The 21,173-nt window shown below is 38.8% G+C and carries 23 protein-coding genes; 9 read left to right on the top strand and 14 right to left on the bottom strand.

Annotated features, from left to right (window positions below):
- On the bottom strand, window positions 1-796 hold a 796-nt coding region (locus HEN33_RS21765; protein ID WP_183083467.1), incomplete at its 3' end, for an HrpJ domain-containing protein.
- Between the two features lie 142 nt (window positions 797-938).
- On the opposite strand from HEN33_RS21765, the gene escD reads away from it, so the two are divergent.
- Window positions 939-2,159 (top strand): type III secretion system LEE inner membrane ring protein EscD, encoded by a 1,221-nt coding sequence (escD, locus tag HEN33_RS21760; protein WP_000953242.1) that lies wholly within the window; start codon window positions 939-941, stop codon window positions 2,157-2,159.
- A gap of 273 nt (window positions 2,160-2,432) precedes the next feature.
- On the opposite strand, the gene eae is transcribed toward escD, so the two are convergent.
- The 4 genes from eae to HEN33_RS21740 form a co-directional block, all read right to left on the bottom strand.
- Window positions 2,433-5,279, bottom strand: a complete 2,847-nt coding sequence (gene eae, locus HEN33_RS21755) for an intimin type epsilon (RefSeq protein ID WP_176262923.1) — start codon at window positions 5,277-5,279, stop codon at window positions 2,433-2,435.
- A gap of 60 nt (window positions 5,280-5,339) precedes the next feature.
- Window positions 5,340-5,810: a type III secretion system LEE chaperone CesT gene (cesT, locus tag HEN33_RS21750; protein ID WP_000098786.1), complete on the bottom strand. Its 471-nt coding sequence runs from the start codon at window positions 5,808-5,810 to the stop codon at window positions 5,340-5,342.
- A gap of 132 nt (window positions 5,811-5,942) precedes the next feature.
- On the bottom strand, window positions 5,943-7,559 hold the full coding sequence (gene tir / locus HEN33_RS21745; protein ID WP_176263501.1) for a type III secretion system LEE translocated intimin receptor Tir: 1,617 nt from the start codon (window positions 7,557-7,559) through the stop codon (window positions 5,943-5,945).
- Window positions 7,560-8,005: 446 nt separating this feature from the next.
- Window positions 8,006-8,617, bottom strand: coding sequence for a hypothetical protein (locus tag HEN33_RS21740; protein ID WP_000492642.1), 612 nt, complete (start codon window positions 8,615-8,617; stop codon window positions 8,006-8,008).
- Between the two features lie 250 nt (window positions 8,618-8,867).
- On the opposite strand from HEN33_RS21740, the gene HEN33_RS21735 reads away from it, so the two are divergent.
- Window positions 8,868-9,227, top strand: a complete 360-nt coding sequence (locus HEN33_RS21735; protein ID WP_183083466.1) for a Tir chaperone family protein — start codon at window positions 8,868-8,870, stop codon at window positions 9,225-9,227.
- Window positions 9,228-9,445: 218 nt separating this feature from the next.
- On the opposite strand, the gene HEN33_RS21730 is transcribed toward HEN33_RS21735, so the two are convergent.
- From HEN33_RS21730 to cesL, 7 genes are read right to left on the bottom strand one after another with little or no spacing between them, the layout of a single operon-like run.
- Complete coding sequence (locus HEN33_RS21730; protein ID WP_001374266.1) at window positions 9,446-9,961, bottom strand: hypothetical protein; 516 nt, start codon at window positions 9,959-9,961, stop codon at window positions 9,446-9,448.
- Window positions 9,962-9,991: 30 nt separating this feature from the next.
- Window positions 9,992-10,909: a type III secretion system protein SepQ gene (locus tag HEN33_RS21725; RefSeq protein WP_001050798.1), complete on the bottom strand. Its 918-nt coding sequence runs from the start codon at window positions 10,907-10,909 to the stop codon at window positions 9,992-9,994.
- Window positions 10,872-11,288: a DUF1106 domain-containing protein gene (locus HEN33_RS21720; RefSeq protein ID WP_001443671.1), complete on the bottom strand. Its 417-nt coding sequence runs from the start codon at window positions 11,286-11,288 to the stop codon at window positions 10,872-10,874. The genes HEN33_RS21725 and HEN33_RS21720 overlap by 38 nt, the downstream gene beginning before the upstream one ends.
- A complete protein-coding gene (locus HEN33_RS21715; RefSeq protein ID WP_001062953.1) occupies window positions 11,281-11,601 on the bottom strand; it encodes a hypothetical protein in 321 nt (106 codons plus the stop codon). Before HEN33_RS21715 ends, HEN33_RS21720 begins: the two co-directional genes overlap by 8 nt.
- Before the next feature lie 59 nt (window positions 11,602-11,660).
- A complete protein-coding gene (escN, locus tag HEN33_RS21710; RefSeq protein ID WP_000622542.1) occupies window positions 11,661-13,001 on the bottom strand; it encodes a type III secretion system LEE ATPase EscN in 1,341 nt (446 codons plus the stop codon).
- A complete protein-coding gene (escV, locus tag HEN33_RS21705; RefSeq protein WP_052931323.1) occupies window positions 12,985-15,012 on the bottom strand; it encodes a type III secretion system LEE export apparatus protein EscV in 2,028 nt (675 codons plus the stop codon). Before escV ends, escN begins: the two co-directional genes overlap by 17 nt.
- Complete coding sequence (cesL, locus tag HEN33_RS21700; RefSeq protein WP_001050414.1) at window positions 15,009-15,362, bottom strand: type III secretion system LEE chaperone CesL; 354 nt, start codon at window positions 15,360-15,362, stop codon at window positions 15,009-15,011. Before cesL ends, escV begins: the two co-directional genes overlap by 4 nt.
- A 183-nt stretch (window positions 15,363-15,545) precedes the next feature.
- Here cesL and HEN33_RS21695 point away from each other — a divergent pair, with 183 nt between their 5' ends.
- The 6 genes from HEN33_RS21695 (at window position 15,546) to cesD (ending at window position 19,345) form a co-directional block, all read left to right on the top strand.
- Window positions 15,546-15,842, top strand: a complete 297-nt coding sequence (locus HEN33_RS21695; protein WP_000338353.1) for a type III secretion system protein SepZ — start codon at window positions 15,546-15,548, stop codon at window positions 15,840-15,842.
- A gap of 83 nt (window positions 15,843-15,925) precedes the next feature.
- Window positions 15,926-16,303: a type III secretion system inner rod subunit SctI gene (gene sctI / locus HEN33_RS21690; RefSeq protein ID WP_001059795.1), complete on the top strand. Its 378-nt coding sequence runs from the start codon at window positions 15,926-15,928 to the stop codon at window positions 16,301-16,303.
- Between the two features lies 1 nt (window position 16,304).
- Window positions 16,305-16,877 (top strand): type III secretion system LEE inner membrane ring protein EscJ, encoded by a 573-nt coding sequence (escJ, locus tag HEN33_RS21685; protein ID WP_001233824.1) that lies wholly within the window; start codon window positions 16,305-16,307, stop codon window positions 16,875-16,877.
- Window positions 16,878-16,882: 5 nt separating this feature from the next.
- Complete coding sequence (gene sepD / locus HEN33_RS21680; RefSeq protein WP_176263306.1) at window positions 16,883-17,338, top strand: type III secretion system LEE switch protein SepD; 456 nt, start codon at window positions 16,883-16,885, stop codon at window positions 17,336-17,338.
- Window positions 17,338-18,876, top strand: a complete 1,539-nt coding sequence (gene escC / locus HEN33_RS21675; RefSeq protein ID WP_000723928.1) for a type III secretion system LEE outer membrane ring protein EscC — start codon at window positions 17,338-17,340, stop codon at window positions 18,874-18,876. The genes sepD and escC overlap by 1 nt, the downstream gene beginning before the upstream one ends.
- Window positions 18,877-18,889: 13 nt before the next feature.
- Window positions 18,890-19,345 (top strand): SycD/LcrH family type III secretion system chaperone CesD, encoded by a 456-nt coding sequence (cesD, locus tag HEN33_RS21670; protein ID WP_000087469.1) that lies wholly within the window; start codon window positions 18,890-18,892, stop codon window positions 19,343-19,345.
- Between the two features lie 385 nt (window positions 19,346-19,730).
- On the opposite strand, the gene grlA is transcribed toward cesD, so the two are convergent.
- Both grlA and grlR read right to left on the bottom strand, forming a co-directional pair.
- Window positions 19,731-20,144: a type III secretion system LEE transcriptional regulator GrlA gene (grlA, locus tag HEN33_RS21665; protein ID WP_000444181.1), complete on the bottom strand. Its 414-nt coding sequence runs from the start codon at window positions 20,142-20,144 to the stop codon at window positions 19,731-19,733.
- Between the two features lie 75 nt (window positions 20,145-20,219).
- Window positions 20,220-20,576: a type III secretion system LEE GrlA-binding negative regulator GrlR gene (gene grlR / locus HEN33_RS21660; protein WP_000605359.1), complete on the bottom strand. Its 357-nt coding sequence runs from the start codon at window positions 20,574-20,576 to the stop codon at window positions 20,220-20,222.
- Window positions 20,577-20,772: 196 nt separating this feature from the next.
- Here grlR and etgA point away from each other — a divergent pair.
- Window positions 20,773-21,173: type III secretion system LEE muramidase EtgA (gene etgA, locus HEN33_RS21655; protein ID WP_183083468.1), on the top strand; the 401-nt coding region annotated here is incomplete at its 3' end.

Raw genomic sequence — 21,173 nt, 5'->3', positions numbered from 1 at the left:
CAATAATATCTGTATAGTTATCAAGCGATAAAAAAATGATTACCCGGCATAAATCGCTAATAATTGAAGATGTTTTCACCTTATCTTCAAAAGAAGACATATAAGACAGATCGAACGATAGCGCCCTAATAATAACCTTTAAGTGCTTCTCACGCTCTGGAAGATCCTTAATCTCCATAAACCAGTCAAGTAAAGAGGCTCCCTTTTCAGAATCCTCATCCTTGGCCTTTTCATAAAGCTTTTTGATCTTCTGGATACCTTCCTGATTTAACTCACCCACCCCTAACCAGGAAAGCAGAGCCAACTCCCAATCATCTTCGCCTAATAAATCTAATAATAATTTGGCGTATTTCTTTTTTAATTCAATCTTAACAAACTTAGATTGTAATAAAGAAGATATAAGTGCAACAATCTCCCCTTTTGGCATATTACCAAACATAGCCAAATTAGGATCATGCTGTTCCAGCAGCCCACTGTTCTTTAATGATAGTTCTTTTAATTTATCGCTATCGGTCAGAGCAAGCAGCTCTTGCATATCATTAAGCAGCTTCTCCGTTGTCGTTCCTTCCTCTTCTTTCCTTGCACTGCCTTTGCGATATCCCAGGCTTAGCCCTTCAATCGTTTCAGAAAGCGATGAACTAGTAATCATCGCTAATTCATTTTGTAAATTTAATAATGGAGAATAACTATTAGAAGAATTTTTTTTCGTTAATTGTTGAGATTCCAATTCAAAATCTAATGAATTAGAATTAAAAACAGATGCGGTGTTTTGATTAAATTCAATACCATTAGCCATTGGAAACTCACGTAATCATTAATTATGAATATTCCATTAAATAGTACTGTACAACAGCTTCCTTTCTACTCTATTCTTAGTTGATGTAAGTTCACCATATTTTTTCTCATTGTTCAACCACCAGGATGAATAAAATTTAAAAATGTTATCCTCATATAAAATAAAACTTCTCAATGGTGCGATGCGTAATCGGGAATTACAACTTCCGATGGGAAACCTAACGATAGGCACAGAAGATAACGATATTGTTTATTTTCCCCTTGAACAAGGCCTCAATCAGTTTTTACTTGATATACGTGAGGAAGGTGTTTTCCTTTTATCTCCGGTTGAATTTTGGATTGATGGACAGCCCACCCCTTATGAAGCAGATCAGTCATTACCTGTCGGAAAGGTCATCGATATAGCGGGATGTTGCTTCATCATTGGTGATATTGACCACACCTTGCCATTGTCTGATGTGCCAGAAAGGTTCTCTGCCAAAAATCGACGTAAAAAGCGTCTTATCCTGGCTAGCGTGATTGGTGCTGCGATTGCGTTGTCTGGCGCCATAGGCAGTTACGTTTTGCTTTCCCCAAAAGCTGAACCCCCAGCGTTTACCAGAGCTGATGTATACCAGCAGCTAAAAGAAAACAAACTTCATGCAATCACTCTGGTATGGCATGGGAAAAATGTCGCGCTTTATGGACGTTGCGAATCAACCACTGATTTAACTCCATTTTTTAATTACCTGAAAGAAAAAAATATTTTTTATTACAACAATATCATTTGCAATAACCAAATCATCTCCGCGATTAATGATATTTTAACGGAATACGGTTATAAGGATATCATCATTACAAAAGGTAATAAGCCTGGATTTTTCCTGTTATCGGGATACATTCCCCCTTCACCCAAATGGAGCGAAGTTGAAAATCTGTTACTGAATACGCCAGGGGTTGCTGGATGGGAAATACATAACAACAGTAACAATAAAATCAATGAACTGGCATCAGAGTTCAAAAAGAATAAATTAATAAACTATGTCAATATTTTCAAAAAGAATGATGTCATCATTGTTGCGGGGGAGGTTTCTCAACAGAACGAGAGTAAGATCCTTGCCATTATAAATGCGATGAACAAAAATAGTAACGTCAAGATACTATTTCAGAACATTCAGCCGTACATTTCAGCAGATATTTTCCCCGGAAAAATACTCAGAATCAGCGGCACGATGAAGAATCCAACAATTGCTCTTGATAACGGTACAAGCCTGGGAATTGGTAGCATTCTGAAAGGAGGCTATGTCATAGACGCGATTGATCCTAAAGATGGTATCAACATCTCCCGCCCAGACGAATATATACATATTCCGCTATCGTATTAATTTATTATCGTCTTCCCCCTCTTCGGAGGGTTTTTTATTTATTGTAGGGTGAAGTAATAGCAAATTTTCTAATAGGGAGCGGTGGAAAAATATGGTCAGTTCTGAGAGAAGCATTTATACAGAATATTAAACAAGCGCAGTTGGGCAATTCAATAATGGCCTCGCCGTAAAGAAATTTACCTAAATAAGGTACAACTATTAAGGTTGAATAAATATCTATTAAGCCCAACCAAGATAACTATCTTAGTTGGGCATTAATTAATGATTATAAGATCATCTTACACAGACGGCAAAAGCGTTAGCTTTATTCACGTTGACTTTACTATTACTGCCATTACTAGGGATTTCATTTTTTGTAACTATGTCAAATGTACTAGTCCAACCTTTTTGTTTATCATCCTCAGTTTGCTGTGTCCATGCTGTTATTGTTTTTTTACCTTTATAGCCTTCATAACTATTGGCGGCGCCCCATTTATTATACACATCCTTTAGCTCACTCGTAGATGACGGCAAGCGTGCATTATTCATTCTACATGTTGCCTCAGCATCACTATAGACTACTTTATTTTGTGTCTCCACAGATATAAATTTTGTAGGTGTATTAATTGTATACATTGCTGTTTGGTTATCACCCGATACAACTTCAATTGTTGTTGTTCCTTTCTTCAGCAAAGTAACTCGACCAGTTAAAGCATCAACTGATGCAACACTTGGATCTTGAGAGCGCCATTGATATTTCCCATCGCCACCTTTGGCTGTCAGCTTAAACTGACCATATCGCAACCAAATATTAGGTAAAGCGCCATTAGCGGAGGTTCCAATAATACTCACATTACTATCAATGCTCAGAACTGAGAAGAATTTTACCTCAGGAGCCTTAACCTCTGTATTAACTTCGCTGACTTTTGCACTAACAACAGCATTACCTGCAACGCCAGATGTCAGTTTTACCGTAGCCCTACCATCTTTATCCGTTTTCACAATTTGGGTATTAGAATTTCCCCCCAGATTACCAAAGTTCGTTGAGAATGTAACAGAATGGTTTGCTTCTGGTTGGTTATTCTTCATTACTTTAACAATATAGGTAATCGCATCAGAACCATTTGCCTTCGCTGTTGTTTTATCAGCCTTAATCTCAGTAATGCTGGCCTTGGTTTGATCAACAAATATAACCGCACTGGCATTAAGTGGCGAAGTCATCTCCGCGGTTTTAGCAGACACGACGACCTGCCCTGGCGTACCCGACTTCAACGTTACGGTTGCCTTACCGTTACCATCCGTTTTGGCACTATTTGCCCCGAGAGTTGCAGTCCCGGATACAATACTAAATGTTACAGGGGCATTAGCCTGAGCTACACCATTCTTTTTAACCGTCGCGGTATAAGTAATGGTATCAACGTTATCCGCTTTAGCCGATGTCTTATCAGCCGTAAAGTCCGTTACCCCAACCTGGTCCACAACCTGCCCATTCGGTAAAACGGTAATAGTGAGCTGTACATTATTAGAACTATTACCATTTCGGTCATAGGCGCGAGCGGTCACTTTATAAATATTGCTGCCACCTTGCACATAAGCAGGCAAAATAGCCTGGTAGTCTTGTGCGCTTTGGCTTCCGCTATGCTGAATCTGAGCGCCCTGACTGCGTAATGCACTATCATCCCAGACGATACGATCCAGACCATATTTGCTCTTAACGATCAATTGAATCTTCTGCGTACTGTGTTCAGTACCATTAATATCATGCGGAATATTCAGAGAAAGAATATCCTGCTTTTTGTACTCCAGAATAATATTGTTATTACGCTGAACCAGATCGTAACGGCTGCCCGATAATGTTCTTAACTCGTTAACATACTGTGGCTCGATTTGCTGAGACCACGGTTTATCAAACTGATAACGGAACTGCATTGAGTAAAGGAGATCATTTTCATTACCCGTACCATGACGGTAATCGATCCCCATCGTCACCAGAGGAATCGGAGTGTAGTTTACACCAACGGTCGCCGCGCCAGGATTCGACTGCAACTTATCGGAATTAAACAAAGCAACATTATCACCATAATACTGTTCGTACATCAGTTTGGCGCCTAATGCCGGATATGATGGTAAATAGCCATTAAAGCGGATATCAAAACCATTTGCCGGGCGCTCATCATAGTCTTTCTTATTGTATGACTCATGCCAGCCGCTCATGCGGAAATAGCCGTTAACGCTACTTTTGAAATAGTCTCGCCAGTATTCGCCACCAATACCTAAACGGGTATTATCACCAGAAAAATCCTGATCAATGAAGACGTTATAGCCCAACATATTTTCAGGAAGGAAAAAACGCTGGCCAGCACCTAAATTTGCCGTAAAGCGGGAGTCAATGTAACGCGCCCCGACCTGACCAAATGCCAGCATGTTTTCGGAATCATAGAACGGTAATAAGAAGTCCAGTGAACTACCGTCAAAGTTATTACCACTCTGCAGATTAACCTCTGCCGTTCCATAATGTTGTAACCAGGCCTGCAACTGTGACGAAGCCTGGCTGCTGGCCATACCAAGAGCGGTATCTTTCGCGTAATCGCCGTTCAGTGAGCGCGACTGGAGCTGGCTACCAAGGCTCGCGGCCTGTTGTGCCGCATAATTTAGAGCCTTGTCATCGGTCGTGTTGCTTTTAGTCGCGTCCGGGGACATTTTAGTCATTTTATTCGTATGACCAGCGACACCACCTGCAGCAACAACAGGTGCCGAACCTAAGACAGGTAAGGCACTATATTCAACAGACAGTTTTTTGAGTGGCAAAATGATCTGCTGACCAGGCCCAGCCTTCATCATTTCGCTTTCGGAGCTGTATAAATGTTTATTCAGTGACCAAATTACCGATAAACTGATCCCCTGTGATTTAGAAATATTGGCAACAGTTTCACCTGTTTTTAACGTATAAAAAAGGCGATCCTGAGCGGCATTTTGAGTTAACAGTTTTGAATCTGAACTCAATTTAAAATAATTTTCACCATTTGCAAATGAATTCTGGTTAACATAAAAAAACAATCCTAAACCAGCACTAAGCATAATAAATGTTTTTTTTAGCTTATGCTTGTGCCGGGTCCGGGTATAAAAACTATGAGTAATCATGTTATGGGCTCCACCACAATGAGTTAGAATGAATAGTAAATTATATTAATAAATAATCTTTTATCTTCCGGCGTAATAATGTTTATTATCGCTTGAACTAATTTCCTCTATTTTCATATGTTCGTTTTCTAATGTTATTCCCTGATTATGTAATACCAAATACAGGTTTTCCATTGACTTAACGACGACTTCTATTTCATTCTCAAGTTTTTCAGGTGTAGCATCATCGAGCGGAAAACGTAACGCTAACAACAGCGATTGTGCTCCTGATTCATAACACAGGTATGGTCCACCATTCTCTGCAAACCATAAGTTTGCATTCAAAATCTCAAGAGCGAAGTTAGGATTATCTGTCGGGAATTTCCCACAGACGCCATAGATCATCATATATTCGTCATTAGCATCAGATAACGAAATATAATAAATCTCATCAATAGCAAAAGAACACAATCTATTTTCATTAAATGAAATAGATCCAATACCAATTTTTTCTGCAAATCTATCTAATAAAAGCTCAGATCTTGATGACATTATAATTTCTCTTAATTGAATTTATAATTACAGAAGTTCAAGAGTTGCCCATGCTGCAACTTTATTCTCTGAAACATTAATATTAGTAAAACTCCCCCCCTCCCGACCTCAACTAAATACTCACGGATATATTTAAACGAAACGTGCGGGTCCCGGCGTTGGTGAGGCATTGGTAGTACTTACTGCGCTCTCGCCCCCCCCCGTTAATCCTCCCATACCTAAACGCAATCCGCCGCTGCTTGCCAGAAGCGCATAAGTACTTTGGATGCCTTGCCCTGGGGTTCCCACTAACCTTCCGGTAACTGGGCTGTTCCCTGAAAAATGTTGAATGACGCTATAATTAGGATCTGCAGCGACCTCATCATAAATAGGTTCCTCTGGAATACGAGCCAGTGAATCATTTCTGGGCATTCCAACGTCAGCATACGGATTCTCTACCGTGCCCGTACTGGAGGTATCAGACCCGTTCGATGCAAGGCTGGCATTCGAATTGCGCCTGCTCGCCGGGGACTCTTCTGGCCCACTTGTGTCAGTATTGCCCTGTGCAGATGCGTTATTCGTAGGCTGATTATCGACTACTGTACGTGTAGTGATTGTTTGTTCTGCCGGTTGGTTTTTCCGATGAAGAGCAGCAGTAACACCGGCACCAATTCCCCCGCCAAGAATCAGCGCCCCACTAATACCGTAGCCAACCCCCGATGAAAGAGACATTTCCTGTTCGCGTTTAGCATGCTGCTCATCATATTTTTTCTGCGCCTGAGAATTACTTTCAATAGCTTCCTGTCTGGCCTGTTCCCCCGCCGCTTTAGCTTGTTCTGCTATTTGCGCAACAACATCATCTATTAATTCCCCTGACGGAATTGCATTTCCGTTCTCATCGATATTAACTTTTTGTTTATCCCGATCCTGGAATGCCTCCTGCGTTAACCGATCTTTTGTCGCAGCTTCAGCTGTGCTTGCTGCAGTATCAGGATCGGTAGTAGTTGGATCATCCGGCTCTGGAGTCAACGCAACAGCCTGTGCAATACCCGTCGCAGCCATCCCTATCAGACCTGCAGCAATAGTCCCCAATGACAACCAAAGTTTAGGATCTGCACGGAGGCTAGAAGTTGAGGTTGAGGTATGAATTTCAATGATTTTTCCCTCGCCACTATTTGGATCCCCTGGCTCCTTCGTCTCCTTTGTATCCTTTGGTTCTAATTTATCTATTATCCTCTGACGGGCTTCGGCGATATCTGAAGCAACCGTGACCATAGCATGCCCTGCGCCACCGCGGCCTCCAGTAAATACAAATTTGTTTTTACCTTCAGGATCAAGGGACTGTAAGCTAGAAAACTCTTGATCACTTAAAACAACAGTGGTCTCGAGGCCATTTTTTTGCCCGATAGCAACATGGCTGCCATCATCCCGAGTTTCAACACGGAATAACGAAGATCCAATAGCAGAGTTAAGAGTATCAAGCCCCCCTTTATCATGAAGAACTTCAAGCGCACCATGCAAATATACCTCGGACGCAGCAAAGCGCAGTGGATTTGTAGGAAGTCCGGGAATATCACTGGCACGAGAATCAGCAGCATCAGCAACAGAATTCCTTATAGGCGTAAATAGCAAACGAGACCCCATCGGGCCATTTGAGTTAATGAGCTGATTACGGGCACCTCCTGCACCGTCGGTTTGTGAAGGTAATGGCGGTGCAGGTGGAATTAAAGCTCTCACATTGGGATTGTGGCCAAGATTACCAATAGGCATAAAATGTCTCCTTTTTATTTTATGTAAATAGATAATAATCCTTTATATTGCTATTACATAATAATGTAATGGTATACAGTACGTAGTCGATATACGGCTGAACATAACATCGACCAAATAAATCACAGTCTGATTTTTGATGCAAGAAAATAATGCAGAAAAATACACATCAGTGTAATTAAATGAAAATAATCATGCGATATAAAAATAAATGCCACGTAAAACTTTAATAAAACACACTATAAATAAAACTATATTTTATGCTTATCCAATTGAAGCATTAAAATTACAAAACAAATCAATTAAATAACTTTTTCAATATAATAAATAATGAAGTTTATAGTATATCAAGTTTCCGTATATAGCCTTTTCTTACATCAGCAAAGACTACGCTATACACCAGGAAGCTTAACTTATGCCCAACACGCATATATAACAGGTTATTCCTACAACCGAGTATCCTGTACATGCTGTGCAATCGTGCTCTGAGTCAGAGCTTTGATATCACTAACTTTCAAACCACCAAATTTCTGTTCAAAGATTTCTTGTGAGACTTGTTCTATCATCCTGGTCTGGGTGTTAAAGCGTGTAATTGGATCCCCCCCTTTGCCACACTGCTCATCAACTTTTTTATTAAAGTATTTGTTGGACTGTAAGAAATGGCCAATCGACGTTTGTGCACAATTCATATCGAGAGGCTGCTTTATCGCGCTTTCAACAGCCTTGAAAATGTGGCTTTTGGTCTCCTTACCAATTACCGAATTATTACTCATGCAATAGTCATCAATAGCTCTGTTTACTGTTCTGGATATATAAGTAATTTGCTCCTGTTTGAACCATTGCTGAGTATCACCGCTACGGGTTTGTTTGGCCACGGCCTGAAGTAGCTGGTTAGTCAGTTTGCCATGATTAATCATAAAGTTCGACTGCATGGGCACGAACTTCATACCACTGGCTCCCACCCCCGCTTGTGTCGCAGCTCTGGTGACCGCAGGTCTAAGAGTTTGTGTAGCCGCCTGAGCTAACGATCTACCTACCATTGTCATTGGACTAAACATACAATAAACCTTTATATATTATATAACGATAACAAAATATTTTTCATTTTCATTAAAAACAATAATTGTTTTATATTTAAATTTTCCTCCGGCACTATCCACAAGTAGTTGCACTACATTTATCACATGCTATCATAAATATGCAACACTATTACTCGCATCTTATATTTTCGTCTTATTATTTGTGCCAGAACTCACGAGTTAATTACGTTTAAGCATACCCTCATTGAAAGAATGACAGGACTACAATATGAATGAACAATTTCGCACAGATCTTGCACATACGTTCGGAATAACTCTTGAAGAACAAACTAACGCCCTCTCTTTCCATGATCACGATGGTCATGAATGGATACTGGAGTGTGCGCCTCAATCTGAGGTCCTGTTTTTTTATTGTTATTTATTCAATAATGAACCTTCAAAAATTGATAAAATGCTAGAAATAAATAGCAATCGAGATCTACTCGGTATGTTTTTTCTATCATTAAAAGAAGATAGCGTACTTTTGAATATTGCATTCCCTGCAGATAAGGTTAACATTACAGAGTTTATCAATTTAATGGAAAACGGTTATTTATTAAAGAATGAAGTAATTAGTTTATTTTCGTAAGATGTTTTATCCTGATAAATTATGAGCTGGAAGGAATTCATCCATTCAGCTCAATCCCCTCCTCATCACAGAATCTCTGACTTCTGCCAGCCAAACTCACTCTGAATATTCATCCCATATTTTCCTAAAAACAATGTATTATCGACATAAAACAAACAGAAAAACTCCAGAATCACAATTATTCTGGAGTTAAACCAGGAGGAAAGCTCAAATGATAATCACACTACAGAGTTAGAGAAAGAGTTTGATATCATAGCATTACTATAATCAAGGTTTTCAGTAGACTGTACGCAACGTAATAAAGAAGATAATCCTCTTTCCGTTAAGACCCCCTCCAGTGGAGTTCGAGGAAACCAGGTTGGAGAAAGTGGAGTGATATGCCTCTCATTTAGTTTACTTTCCAAAGCCTTAGTCACACCGCCAGAAAGAAAGCTAAATAATCTTGAGAGACACCCACTTTCCTGAGTCATCTTTTGTACTTTGTACACATAATTATCTGTTTTGTAATCTTTAATAAAACGAACAGAATATTCTTTGCCCCGAAAGGAGACAACGGAGTAATCCGCCATTTCTGAATATACTCGATGGTGGCGTTGTTGTGTTCGGGCTTTAAGCTGAATTTCATCTACGATATCTTCATTCAATACATGAAGAGTTCTGCTAAACTTGCCCCATGACATATGGTGGCTTGTCAGCGAAGTATTGAGTATTATTCCTGATAACGATGACGACATGATACATCTCCCTATATAACTTATTCCTGATTAATCACATACTAAACTAACAGTAAAATAAAAATCTTCGTTGATTTTTACAATGCTCCCGTATGCTATAGTCGTATTATTGCGTATTAACCGGCACCCACCAAAAAGATGATATCCAGTTGAATCGATAATATCATCTTTTTTGGCATTGCGCAACATATGTATATCAACATGAATTGTTCCAATCACACAATAAATGCGATCCATTACAGCCTCATTGCTGATAGCACATAACAAATCTGCAGCCTGGACATCCGTAATAAATAAATTATTATCACAAAGTTTTACGGTTGCTAAAGGGTTATTAATAACAAGCCAACACTCTCTTTCTTTGCTGTCATCAACATGATAGAGCCTTAAACTATCACCAACAGTCAGCTCTGTAACCGGGTAATCAGTCCACCCAGGAGCAATATACCCATCAAAGAAAATGGTATTAGAATGTGGAACAAATTGCCAATTTTCATTAATTAGATATTGTAAACTCTGTACCGTTATTTCGAGTATAATTACATTAAGTCTGTTTTCTCCATTATTATTTTCTATTACCGGATAAACATCTTTATTTAGCATCGTAAATTGAACATCATCAACAGACACATCACCTTCTGGTAAAGCAGTCTGCATTACCCATAAGATCATGAGTTTTATCATATCTTCCGGTATCAGCCGGCTTTCGCTATACGGGAATAACTCCTGGCACCACTGAATGAACTGTTCTTCTGATATCCAAAAACGCCCCTCATAGCCTGAGCATGTTAACGTGAAGCGGATACCATTACCGCTGACTTCGCGAAAATATGCATGGCAAGCATGCCCTTCAGGCGTAATATAGAGGCGACCGGTTCCTATGACTGACAACAATGGCAAGTAAAAATCATTAATTTTCATATTCAATTGAGAATTCAATAGGTTCATCAGGAAAGATTTCTTTTAACTTATCACAAATATAATTCTTTTTATGGTATAAAAAAATATGATTTTTGTTATTGGGGTTCAGTGTAATAGACAGATAAATGGTTCCATTACTACATTTTATTGTTAAAACAATTCCGCGTAACTTTCCACAAATAATACTAAATGAACGCTCTCCTTGTTCAAAGTAGCGTCGCCTCTGTCCAGGAGCGTAGAACAATCGTTTCCATAAAGAAGCCATTCGTATGAACGAAGTGTCAGGTGTTCTTTTTTTTATGCGATTAAAAATATCATTAAAACTTTCTTCTCCCTGCGGCCAATCATCTGACGGCTGAAAAGAAACAGGCTCTATCAAATTTCTTTTTAGAGAAATGCTAGTCAAAGTAATGTTCCTTTATGGCAAAAGATAACTTCTCTATTGATTTATTAACATGTTGTAGATCCTCTTTTGTTCGTTTTTGTGAATCGAGCAATGAACGCTTTTCTTTAGAAAGTGAGGATTTTTTCTCATATAATCGCTGCTTTTGCTCATCAAATGCATTGTTTTTAATCTGGTATTTATACAACGACACTTTATCCAGATTCACCAGCGATGCACAATACGCCTGCTTAGAGGCAATCGACTCTTTAATGGCTTGCTCGCAGTCATCGAGTTTACCATCCACCTCTTTTATCTGAGAGTTAATCTTAGCCATTGATTCTCTCAATCGATTCGCTCTGCTTTTACGAATAGATAAAATTCTGTCCAACATATTCAGGCAACCACTTTGAATAGGCTTTCAATCGTTTTTTCGTAACTACTGATATCTTTGGTGCTTTGTTGTATAAAGCTCTGAATTGCTTTCCTGTTTTTTATTGCCTTATCCGCTTCAGGATCTTGCCCCATCGTGTACTCACCAATACGAATAAGCAGCTCAATATTTTTATAGGTTGCGATAAGCTTTTTGCATTCTGCCGCCGCACGCAAATGCTCCGATGTAACAACATTATGCATAACACGACTGGCGCTTAAACCAATATCAATTGCAGGAAAATGATTTTCCTCTGCAAGTTCTCGGGTAAGCACAATGTGCCCATCAAGAATAGAGCGGACTTCATCACCAATGGGATCATTAACATTATCGCTTTCTAACAACACCGTATAAATCGCGGTTATTGAGCCTTTTGGCGCAGGCCCCGCACGCTCTAATAATTTGGGTAACGAGGAAAAAACACTCGGAGGGAATCCCCCCCTTACATCAGGCTCTCCCGATGCAAGCCCAACATCACGCGCGGCTCGGGCATAACGAGTTACGGAATCCATCATTAATAATACATTTTTGCCCTGATCCCGGAAGAACTCTGCAATGGTTGTCGCCGTAAATGCGGCCTTCATTCTTTCCAGCGCGGGACGGTCTGACGTTGTGACGACCAGTACACATTTAGAAAGCGTGGATTGAGGTAAAAGCGCGAGGAATTCATTTACTTCGCGACCACGCTCGCCGATAAGGGCAAGGACAATAATATCCGCGGATGCGCCATTACAAATCATTCCCAAAAGCGTACTTTTACCAACGCCGGACCCCGCGAAAATACCGATACGTTGCCCAATACCGCAAGTAAGTAAACCATCTATTGCCCTGACGCCAAGCGTAAATGGCTGATCAATAACCTGCCTTAATAAAGGATCGGGGGGTTCAGCATACAAACTGCGTTCAAACGGAAGATAAGGTGCAGTAATATTGCTCCCCATTGGTCTGCCTATACCATCAACCAGTCGCCCAAGGAGTTCGTCCCCAACACGAATCTTGAACTCATCCCCCTGATAACTTAGCCACTGGCCACAATACATGCCGGAAATATGCTCAAAAGGCAGCAGGAAAACCTCATCTTCATCAATAGCGATCACCTCAGCTAAACGTTGACTGGGTTCTATCCTGTAAAAGGCGCCAATACGCGCTTTTGGTAAACGCGCCTTGATAATCGTCCCGCCGATATTGGTAATCTTGCCTTCATATCTGGTAGACGAATTTAATGATAATGTCGGCACAGTGCTATTGAGCACTCTCTGGATACGTGGGTATCTTTCCAATACAAAATCATGCTCTGAAATCATTTACCGTTCCTAATACTTTAAGTTCGATATTATTCCCAACTTCCTGAAAAGAGAGCACGGGGACTGACGGGAACGAACCTTCAATCATTTTCTTCACGTAGCGCCTGATATCTAAAGCGGTCAGAATGACGCCGTTCCCCGTTGGATTCACAATATTTTTTAAGAAGCCAATAATCTGCTCACTTCGCTCCGGTGAGATATTCAAATACGAACCTGATGACGTTTGTCTGATCGACTCTCGTAGCTCATTTTCAATATCAGAGCCAATAAGCCAAACATTCAGAAGTGTACCGCGAACGCTATAGCGACCTAAAATATGCCGACGTAGGGCGATACGAACGTATTCGCACAAGATAACCACATCTTTTTCTTTTGTGGACCAAAAAATAAGCGTTTCAAAAATAGTTCGTAGATCTCTAATTGAGATATTTTCCTCTACGAGACGCTGAAGAATATCCACAATCTTGCTCAGACCAAGCTGACGCTGAAGCTCTTTCACAAGTTCGTTATATTTCCTCTCCATGATGTCCATCAGATAACGCGTTTCTTGTACGCCGATGAACTCTTTGGCATTAGACAATACAAGTTTCTTTAGCAAAAACGTTATCTTATCATTTGTTTTTGCATAAACATCCATACCTGAGACGTGAGCTAGTTGTTGGTTAGCCTCATTCGTTTTATACACGATAGAGTTAGCCGAAAGCTTTTCCTGGACAAATTCAAATGATATCTCTGCATGCCCAGCCTCAAAATAAACAGTATCATCTGTCAGAGTATCTTTGTATATTGACTCTTGATAGAGCAAAAATTCTATAGCGCTATCATTGTTTTTAACTGGATTAACAATAATCTTAGGCAATGGAATTCCACTTTCCTCAAAGAAATTCCAACGCATAACCTCAATCTGCTGTGTAATATCTGAGCTATAAATATTACTACTTAAGTTTAAAATCAACGGCTCGGCACCCGGTGAGAGATTTTGACTATTAGACAAATCAGCTCCCATAGCGTCCTTATTATTTCCGGTTCCAAACGTCTTTTTCTTTTGTAATTTCCAGGCGATACCCAACAGGCAAACCGCCAGAAACAAGAAGACCAATGTAGGAAAGCCAGGAATAATCGCCATTACGATCATGAGTGCGGCACTGATTAAAAAAGGGCGACTATTAACAGAAACCTGTTGAACAATATCACCTGCAAGGTTTTCTTCTTTTTCGCTTTCACCGGGAACACGAGTAACAACAACCCCCGCAGTGACGGAAATAATAAGCGCAGGGATCTGGGCAACCAAAGCATCACCGACAGACAATACAGAAAACAGGCTAAGTGCTTCACTAAATGGCATGTCAAATTGCCACATTCCAATGAGCACGCCACCAAACAGGTTAACTAAAACAATGATGATACCGGCAATAGCGTCCCCTTTTACAAACTTCATCGCCCCGTCCATTGAACCATAAAACTGGCTTTCCTTTTGCACTCGGGAGCGAAGAACTTTTGCCTCAAGCGGGTCAATAACGCCTGCACGCATATCACCATCAATACTCATTTGTTTTCCTGGCATACCATCAAGAGAAAAACGAGCACTCACTTCAGCAACACGCTCAGCCCCTTTTGTAATAACCATAAATTGTACAATGGTGATAATGGTAAAAATGACCAGGCCAACAACAATATTACCGCCAACAACAAAGTTACCGAAGGAGTAAATAATGTCACCCGCATCGTGATGCAGCAGAATAAGTCTGGTTGTACTAACACTGAGCGACAGGCGCATCAACGTCGTAATCAACAGGATTGTAGGAAAAGAAGTTAGCTCAAGAGGATTTTTTATATAGATTGAGAGCATTAATAAAAGCAATGCTGTCGATATATTAATCGCGATAATGATATCCACCACAACTGTTGGCAATGGAATAATCATCATCATTACAGCCATAAAGAAGAAGAGAGCCAGAATAAGATCGTGATATGACTCTGCTTTTTTAAATATATTTAAGAGTTTATTCATGATGTCATCCTGCGAACTCGTTCAATAATCTGCACATGCTGCTGAAAAGTATTCATTAGAGAAAACACATCAATATTGGTTAACAAACAACTTAAGCACAATTTGTTATCGTAGACAAAAATATGTTCAATCACTCCCTGCGTCCGTTCAGGGGCAAGGGCATTGAAAAAAGAAAAAAACGCATTTTCGTTATACTCTAAGGCAAACGTAATAAACACATTACTATCAATTATTTCAATAAAAAAAGAAAAACCATTAAAATCAATTTCCACGCGATTATCAAACAAATAAAAATCATTCCCTAATAACCTTAAAAACTCTTCTACGTTTCTTTTAATTAAAAGATTCATATGCAGGCTCTGAAGTAAGTATATGTGTGGATATTATTGCTTGAAAAAGCGTGTTGGATAATATATACAGTATATGTACTTTATGTACATTGCAACTATTTAAATAATATAATAGTTGCCCATGGGATAATTTGGTTATTGATAACCAGACAAATGTCTAAATTAGACAATGGAGAAAAGTTAATGGATGCAGCAAATTTAAGCCCTTCTGGCAGAGTATTACCACTGGCAGCCACAATCAATGGAAATAATCCAGTGGATGAGAAGACAGGAGTAATGCAACCAGAAAATGGAACAAATCGTACCATTAGAATCCTAGGTGGAGTTTTGATAAGTGCAGGTGCTCTAGCCGCTATCGGTGCTGGTATCGCATCACTGTGTGTTGAAGATCCTTCACAAAAATTAGGCTTAGGAATCGCGGCCGGTGTATTAGGTGGCGTAACAACTCTTGGCGGCGGATTAGCGATGAAATATGCCTAATCATCGCATCGCATAAATAAAATAGAGAGGTCATGGATGCATTATGCCATTACCTCTCTCATGAAAAGAGACTAACCGTAAATATGAACAATATTAATCAATCAGAAAATATTAATATTCATTTTAATAAAGTATCCCAAACAAATTTCGTTGATGACCATACCCCGTTAGCACCAACGCCCTCTGCAGCTGGAGCGGCTCAGTTTCTTGATCAATTACTTCCTAAAACAGCTGGTGTATCTTCTCCAGAGCAAGTTTTAATTGAAGAAATTAAAAAGAGACATCTTGCAACAATGAACACCGATCTCAGTTTCGATGCCCTATCTGCAGGTGGACTCTCGCCAGAAGATGTGCTCACATTACAAAAGAATGTGCTCAACGCAAACGTCAATGTTGATGTCGTATCCAAGTTAGCAAGTCTTCTTTCAACATCGGTTACAAAACTGGTTTCAATGCAATAAAATGAGAAAATACATTAAAAACACCTTTTTATTTGTTTTTATTTGTTTGACAGTTGCATGTAAAGAGCAATTGTATACAGGATTAACGGAAAAAGAAGCCAATCAGATGCAAGCATTGTTGTTATCCAATGATGTCAATGTATCTAAAGAAATGGACAAAAGTGGAAATGTAACAATAAGTGTGGAAAAAGAGGATTTTGTCCGTGCGATAACCATTTTAAATAACAATGGCTTCCCGAAAAAGAAATTTGCAGATATTGAAGTTATTTTTCCGCCCAGTCAGCTAGTGGCATCGCCATCACAAGAAAATGCAAAAATCAACTATCTCAAAGAACAAGATATAGAAAGGTTACTAAGTAAAATCCCCGGTGTTATCGATTGCAGCGTTTCATTAAATGTTAACAATAACGAGAGCCAACCATCCTCAGCGGCTGTTTTAGTCATTAGCTCGCCAGAGGTTAACTTAGCACCATCAGTCATTCAGATAAAAAACTTAGTTAAGAATAGCGTAGACGATCTCAAACTAGAAAATATTAGTGTCGTTATCAAGTCATCCTCAGGACAGGACGGGTAATATGTATGAACAATAATAATGGCATTGTTAAGAATGATAGTGACTGGCTAACGGCTCTTGATTTTGTAAAAGATGTCAAAGGTTCACCAAAGCATCTTACTTTTCATATCTATCAAAAAAATGCCTTCTTACACGACTTTGGAAGTTACTGGGTTCTGTATATCGAGCTTAATGGCGATTTTCGCCAGGTTCCAACAGATACCTTCATCAGACTCTGTAATATTCTGGCCGTTAGTAAAGAATATAAACAAATGGGCATTTTTCAATCTAATAAAAAATGGTATCTTTGCCAACTGTTTAATAAAGATAATAATCATCGCGCAAACATGTCAAAAGCAATAATGCAACACACACTCGCCTCTTTGCTTGACAAGCAATTTGATAAGTTAGAGCAAGCATCTACATCAGATACAACGCTGCCTCCAACACATTTGTTTTCTGATATAGGACGAATTGTGTAATGAAAAAAATAAGTTTTTTTATTTTTACAGCACTATTTTGCTGCAGTGCTCAGGCTGCCCCGTCCTCTCTGGAAAAAAGATTAGGCAAGAACGAGTATTTTATTATTACAAAAAGCTCTCCGGTACGTGCAATCCTCAATGATTTTGCCGCTAATTATAGCATCCCTGTTTTCATCAGTAATTCTGTGAATGATGATTTCTCTGGTGAAATAAAAAATGAAAAACCAATGAAAGTACTGGAAAAACTGTCCAGGCTCTATCATCTCACATGGTATTATGATGAGAACATTTTGTATATTTATAAAACAAATGAAATATCAAGAAGCATAATTACGCCAACATATCTGGATATTGACTCACTGTTAAAATATCTGCGTGATACAATCTCAGTAAATAAAAACTCCTGTAACGTGAGAAAAATCACAACATTTAACTCGATTGAAGTTCGTGGCGTTCCTGAATGCATAAAATACATTACATCTTTATCTGAAAGTCTTGATAAAGAAGCACAGTCTAAAGCAAAAAATAAAGATGTCGTTAGAGTATTTAAATTAAACTATGCATCAGCGACAGATATAACGTATAAATACCGCGACCAAAATGTTGTCGTGCCTGGCGTCGTCTCCATCCTGAAGACGATGGCAAGTAATGGCTCACTTCCCAGCACAGGCAAAGGTGCTGTAGAAAGAAACGGCAACCTGTTTGATAACAGTGTAAAGATTTCCGCAGATCCACGTCTTAATGCAGTTGTTGTAAAAGATCGTGAAATAACTATGGACATATATCGGCAATTAATTTCTGAGCTTGATATTGAGCAAAGGCAAATTGAGATTTCTGTTTCAATTATTGATGTTGATGCAAATGATCTTCAGCAACTGGGAGTAAACTGGTCCGGTACATTAAATGCAGGGCAAGGTTCTATTGCCTTTAACAGCTCAACGGCGCAAGCTAATCTCAGTTCTTCTGTGATAAGCAACGCCAATAATTTCATGATCAGAGTGAATGCGTTACAACAGAACTCGAAAGCAAAAATACTCTCTCAGCCATCAATTATAACCTTAAATAATATGCAGGCGATTCTTGATAAAAACGTAACGTTTTATACAAAAGTTTCCGGAGAAAAGGTGGCATCTCTGGAAAGTATTACCAGCGGAACATTACTGAGAGTGACACCACGTATACTTGATGACAACTCGAATAGTCTTACCGGAAAACGTCGGGAACGAGTTCGTTTGTTACTTGATATTCAGGATGGCAATCAATCGACTAACCAAAGTAATGCTCAGGATGCCAGCAGCATCTTACCTGAAGTACAAAATTCAGAAATGACAACAGAAGCGACATTAAGCGCTGGAGAAAGTCTGCTGCTTGGCGGATTTATCCAGGATAAAGAGAGTTCAAGTAAAGATGGTATACCGTTGTTAAGTGATATTCCTGTTATTGGTAACTTATTCTCCAGTACAACAAAACAAAAACACAGCGTTGTTCGACTCTTTTTGATTAAAGCGACCCCGATAAAATCAGCATCTAGCGAATAATAAATGAGGCTTTATGAGCAGGAAATTTAGCTCTCTACAGGATATCTATGATTTCTACCAGGATGGTGGTACGTTAGCATCACTGACAAATTTGACGCAACAAGATCTCAATGATCTTCATTCTTATGCCTATACAGCATATCAATCTGGTGATGTTATAACCGCAAGAAATCTATTTCATCTGCTAACATATCTGGAGCACTGGAATTATGACTACACCCTATCTCTGGGGTTGTGTCATCAGCGTTTATCAAATCATGAAGATGCACAACTGTGTTTCGCTCGCTGTGCAACTTTAGTTATGCAAGATCCCAGGGCATCTTATTATTCTGGGATTAGCTACTTATTGGTCGGAAATCGGAAAATGGCCAAAAAAGCCTTTAAGGCTTGTTTAATGTGGTGTAATGAACAAGAAAAATACGCTACATATAAAGAAAATATTAAAAAATTGTTAGGTAATACAGATTAAAAACTACCATCTGCCATACCAATCCCCAGGCTGTCTGGGGATTTTCTATCGGAAATAATAAAGCTGCTTTGGTGAAGTGCGCCCAACGTTGAGCACCGACCGCTGGCAGATTTATCTACAGGAGTGGGTTACTCCATTAACCAGGATTTTATGCGCCTGAACCATCTTCTGCTGTACTCAATGTCATTTCCGCTTATAGAATAAGCAGTATATATCTTAACTTAGCATCAGAAATCTGACTGTTTCAATCATCTATAGCCCAGAGTGTATTTGTCAGGAAATGACTTTCAAACTTTGGCAGAGAAAAAGGCTTATCCTGGAAAACAAAGCCCTTGAATAGAGCTTTATTTTTATTCTTCTATAAAATATACTCAAAAAAATACGTTTAATTCTCCTTTTTCCGCCTCATGATCATTTCGTTCCAGATATTAGACTGCCCCACAATACCATTACCGACTCGGTAGTTTTTTCTTTTTGGTCCGGTTGATACCGGACTTTCTATCGGAACAGCCTCGAGGTTAACATCATAAATGAAAATCTCAAGGCGCTTATAATGCAAGTTACCATAACTAACATATCTGACACGAAATGAAATTTTTTCTTTTCTTCTCGATATATAAGTTATAATAAATGATGCTCTCCTCAGGTTTATACCGAATGCTTCGGCAATATCATTGCGAGAAATCCATTTCTCCTGCAATTTACACCAAAGAGAAACCAAGATATACAGAGGCTCACCATCGTAATTCTTTACTGAGTCAGGAATTACATAGTCGCCATTTTTATTTTTAGATTCCATTTTCCATGTTCTTTTTATTTGATAAATAAATCGACATAAAAACATTCATAAACAAAAAATTATTTTAAATAAAACTTATGATATTTCTGTGTTTTTAATAGTTAATGGTTCTATAAATCTGGCATAAACATCAACAAACAATTTTTCATTTCCTCTTACATGGCAATGTAATGTGACATTACTATCATTACTCAGTACTTTTTTAGGGATAACTAATTGATAATCTTGTTCAATGTTTAGCACCGAGGGAATTTCATGATTATAGCGATGGACATGAAGTATGATGTCCTCCTCTTCAGACAGGACCCCCTGATACACAGAAGCAATATCTCCGCCAGTGATCAAATTTCCATTTTTAATCAGTATACCTTCCCCACAGGAATCTTCATTGCTAATAAAGATAATGCTATAGATGCCATCCTTCATAATCATAACTCACTCAGTTTCATACTAACCTCACTCCTTTCAATTTGTTCTATCCATAAGCGATATCAAGAATAACGGAGACCTTTCTTTTTCTCCAGATTGCAATGTAATATATCATTAAATATACTCATATTCCAACCTGTTGTTTTCCGTGGTTGACATATTTAATTTCTGATGAATCATATTGAATATCAACATGAAAATGAAAAAAATTATATTGAGTATCATTCTCATTTCAAATTCTTGTTATGCTTCTGATTGTTTTGAAATTACTGGAAAAGCATATAATATAGACCCATTAATATTAAAAGCAATTGCATGGAACGAATCAAAAAACAAAAACGGAATAAAAAGTAAAATAAACAAAAACGGAACGTATGATATAGGTATAATGCAAATAAATTCATCTCATTTAGATTTATTAAGCAAATTTAATATATCTGAAGATGATTTATTGAATGATGCCTGTATAAACATATCTGTTGCTGGTTATATCTTAGCCTCTAACATAAAATCCAGGGGGAATACATGGGATGCAGTTGGTGCGTATAATGCAGGCTACTTTAACACACCAAATGCAGTAGAACTCAGAAGACAATATGC

It is taken from the genome of Escherichia sp. 94.0001 (assembly GCF_013369155.2).
Lineage (GTDB): Bacteria > Pseudomonadota > Gammaproteobacteria > Enterobacterales > Enterobacteriaceae > Escherichia > Escherichia coli_F.
Note: the sequence above shows the minus strand (reverse complement) of the source record. Positions and strands in the feature narration are given on the sequence as shown.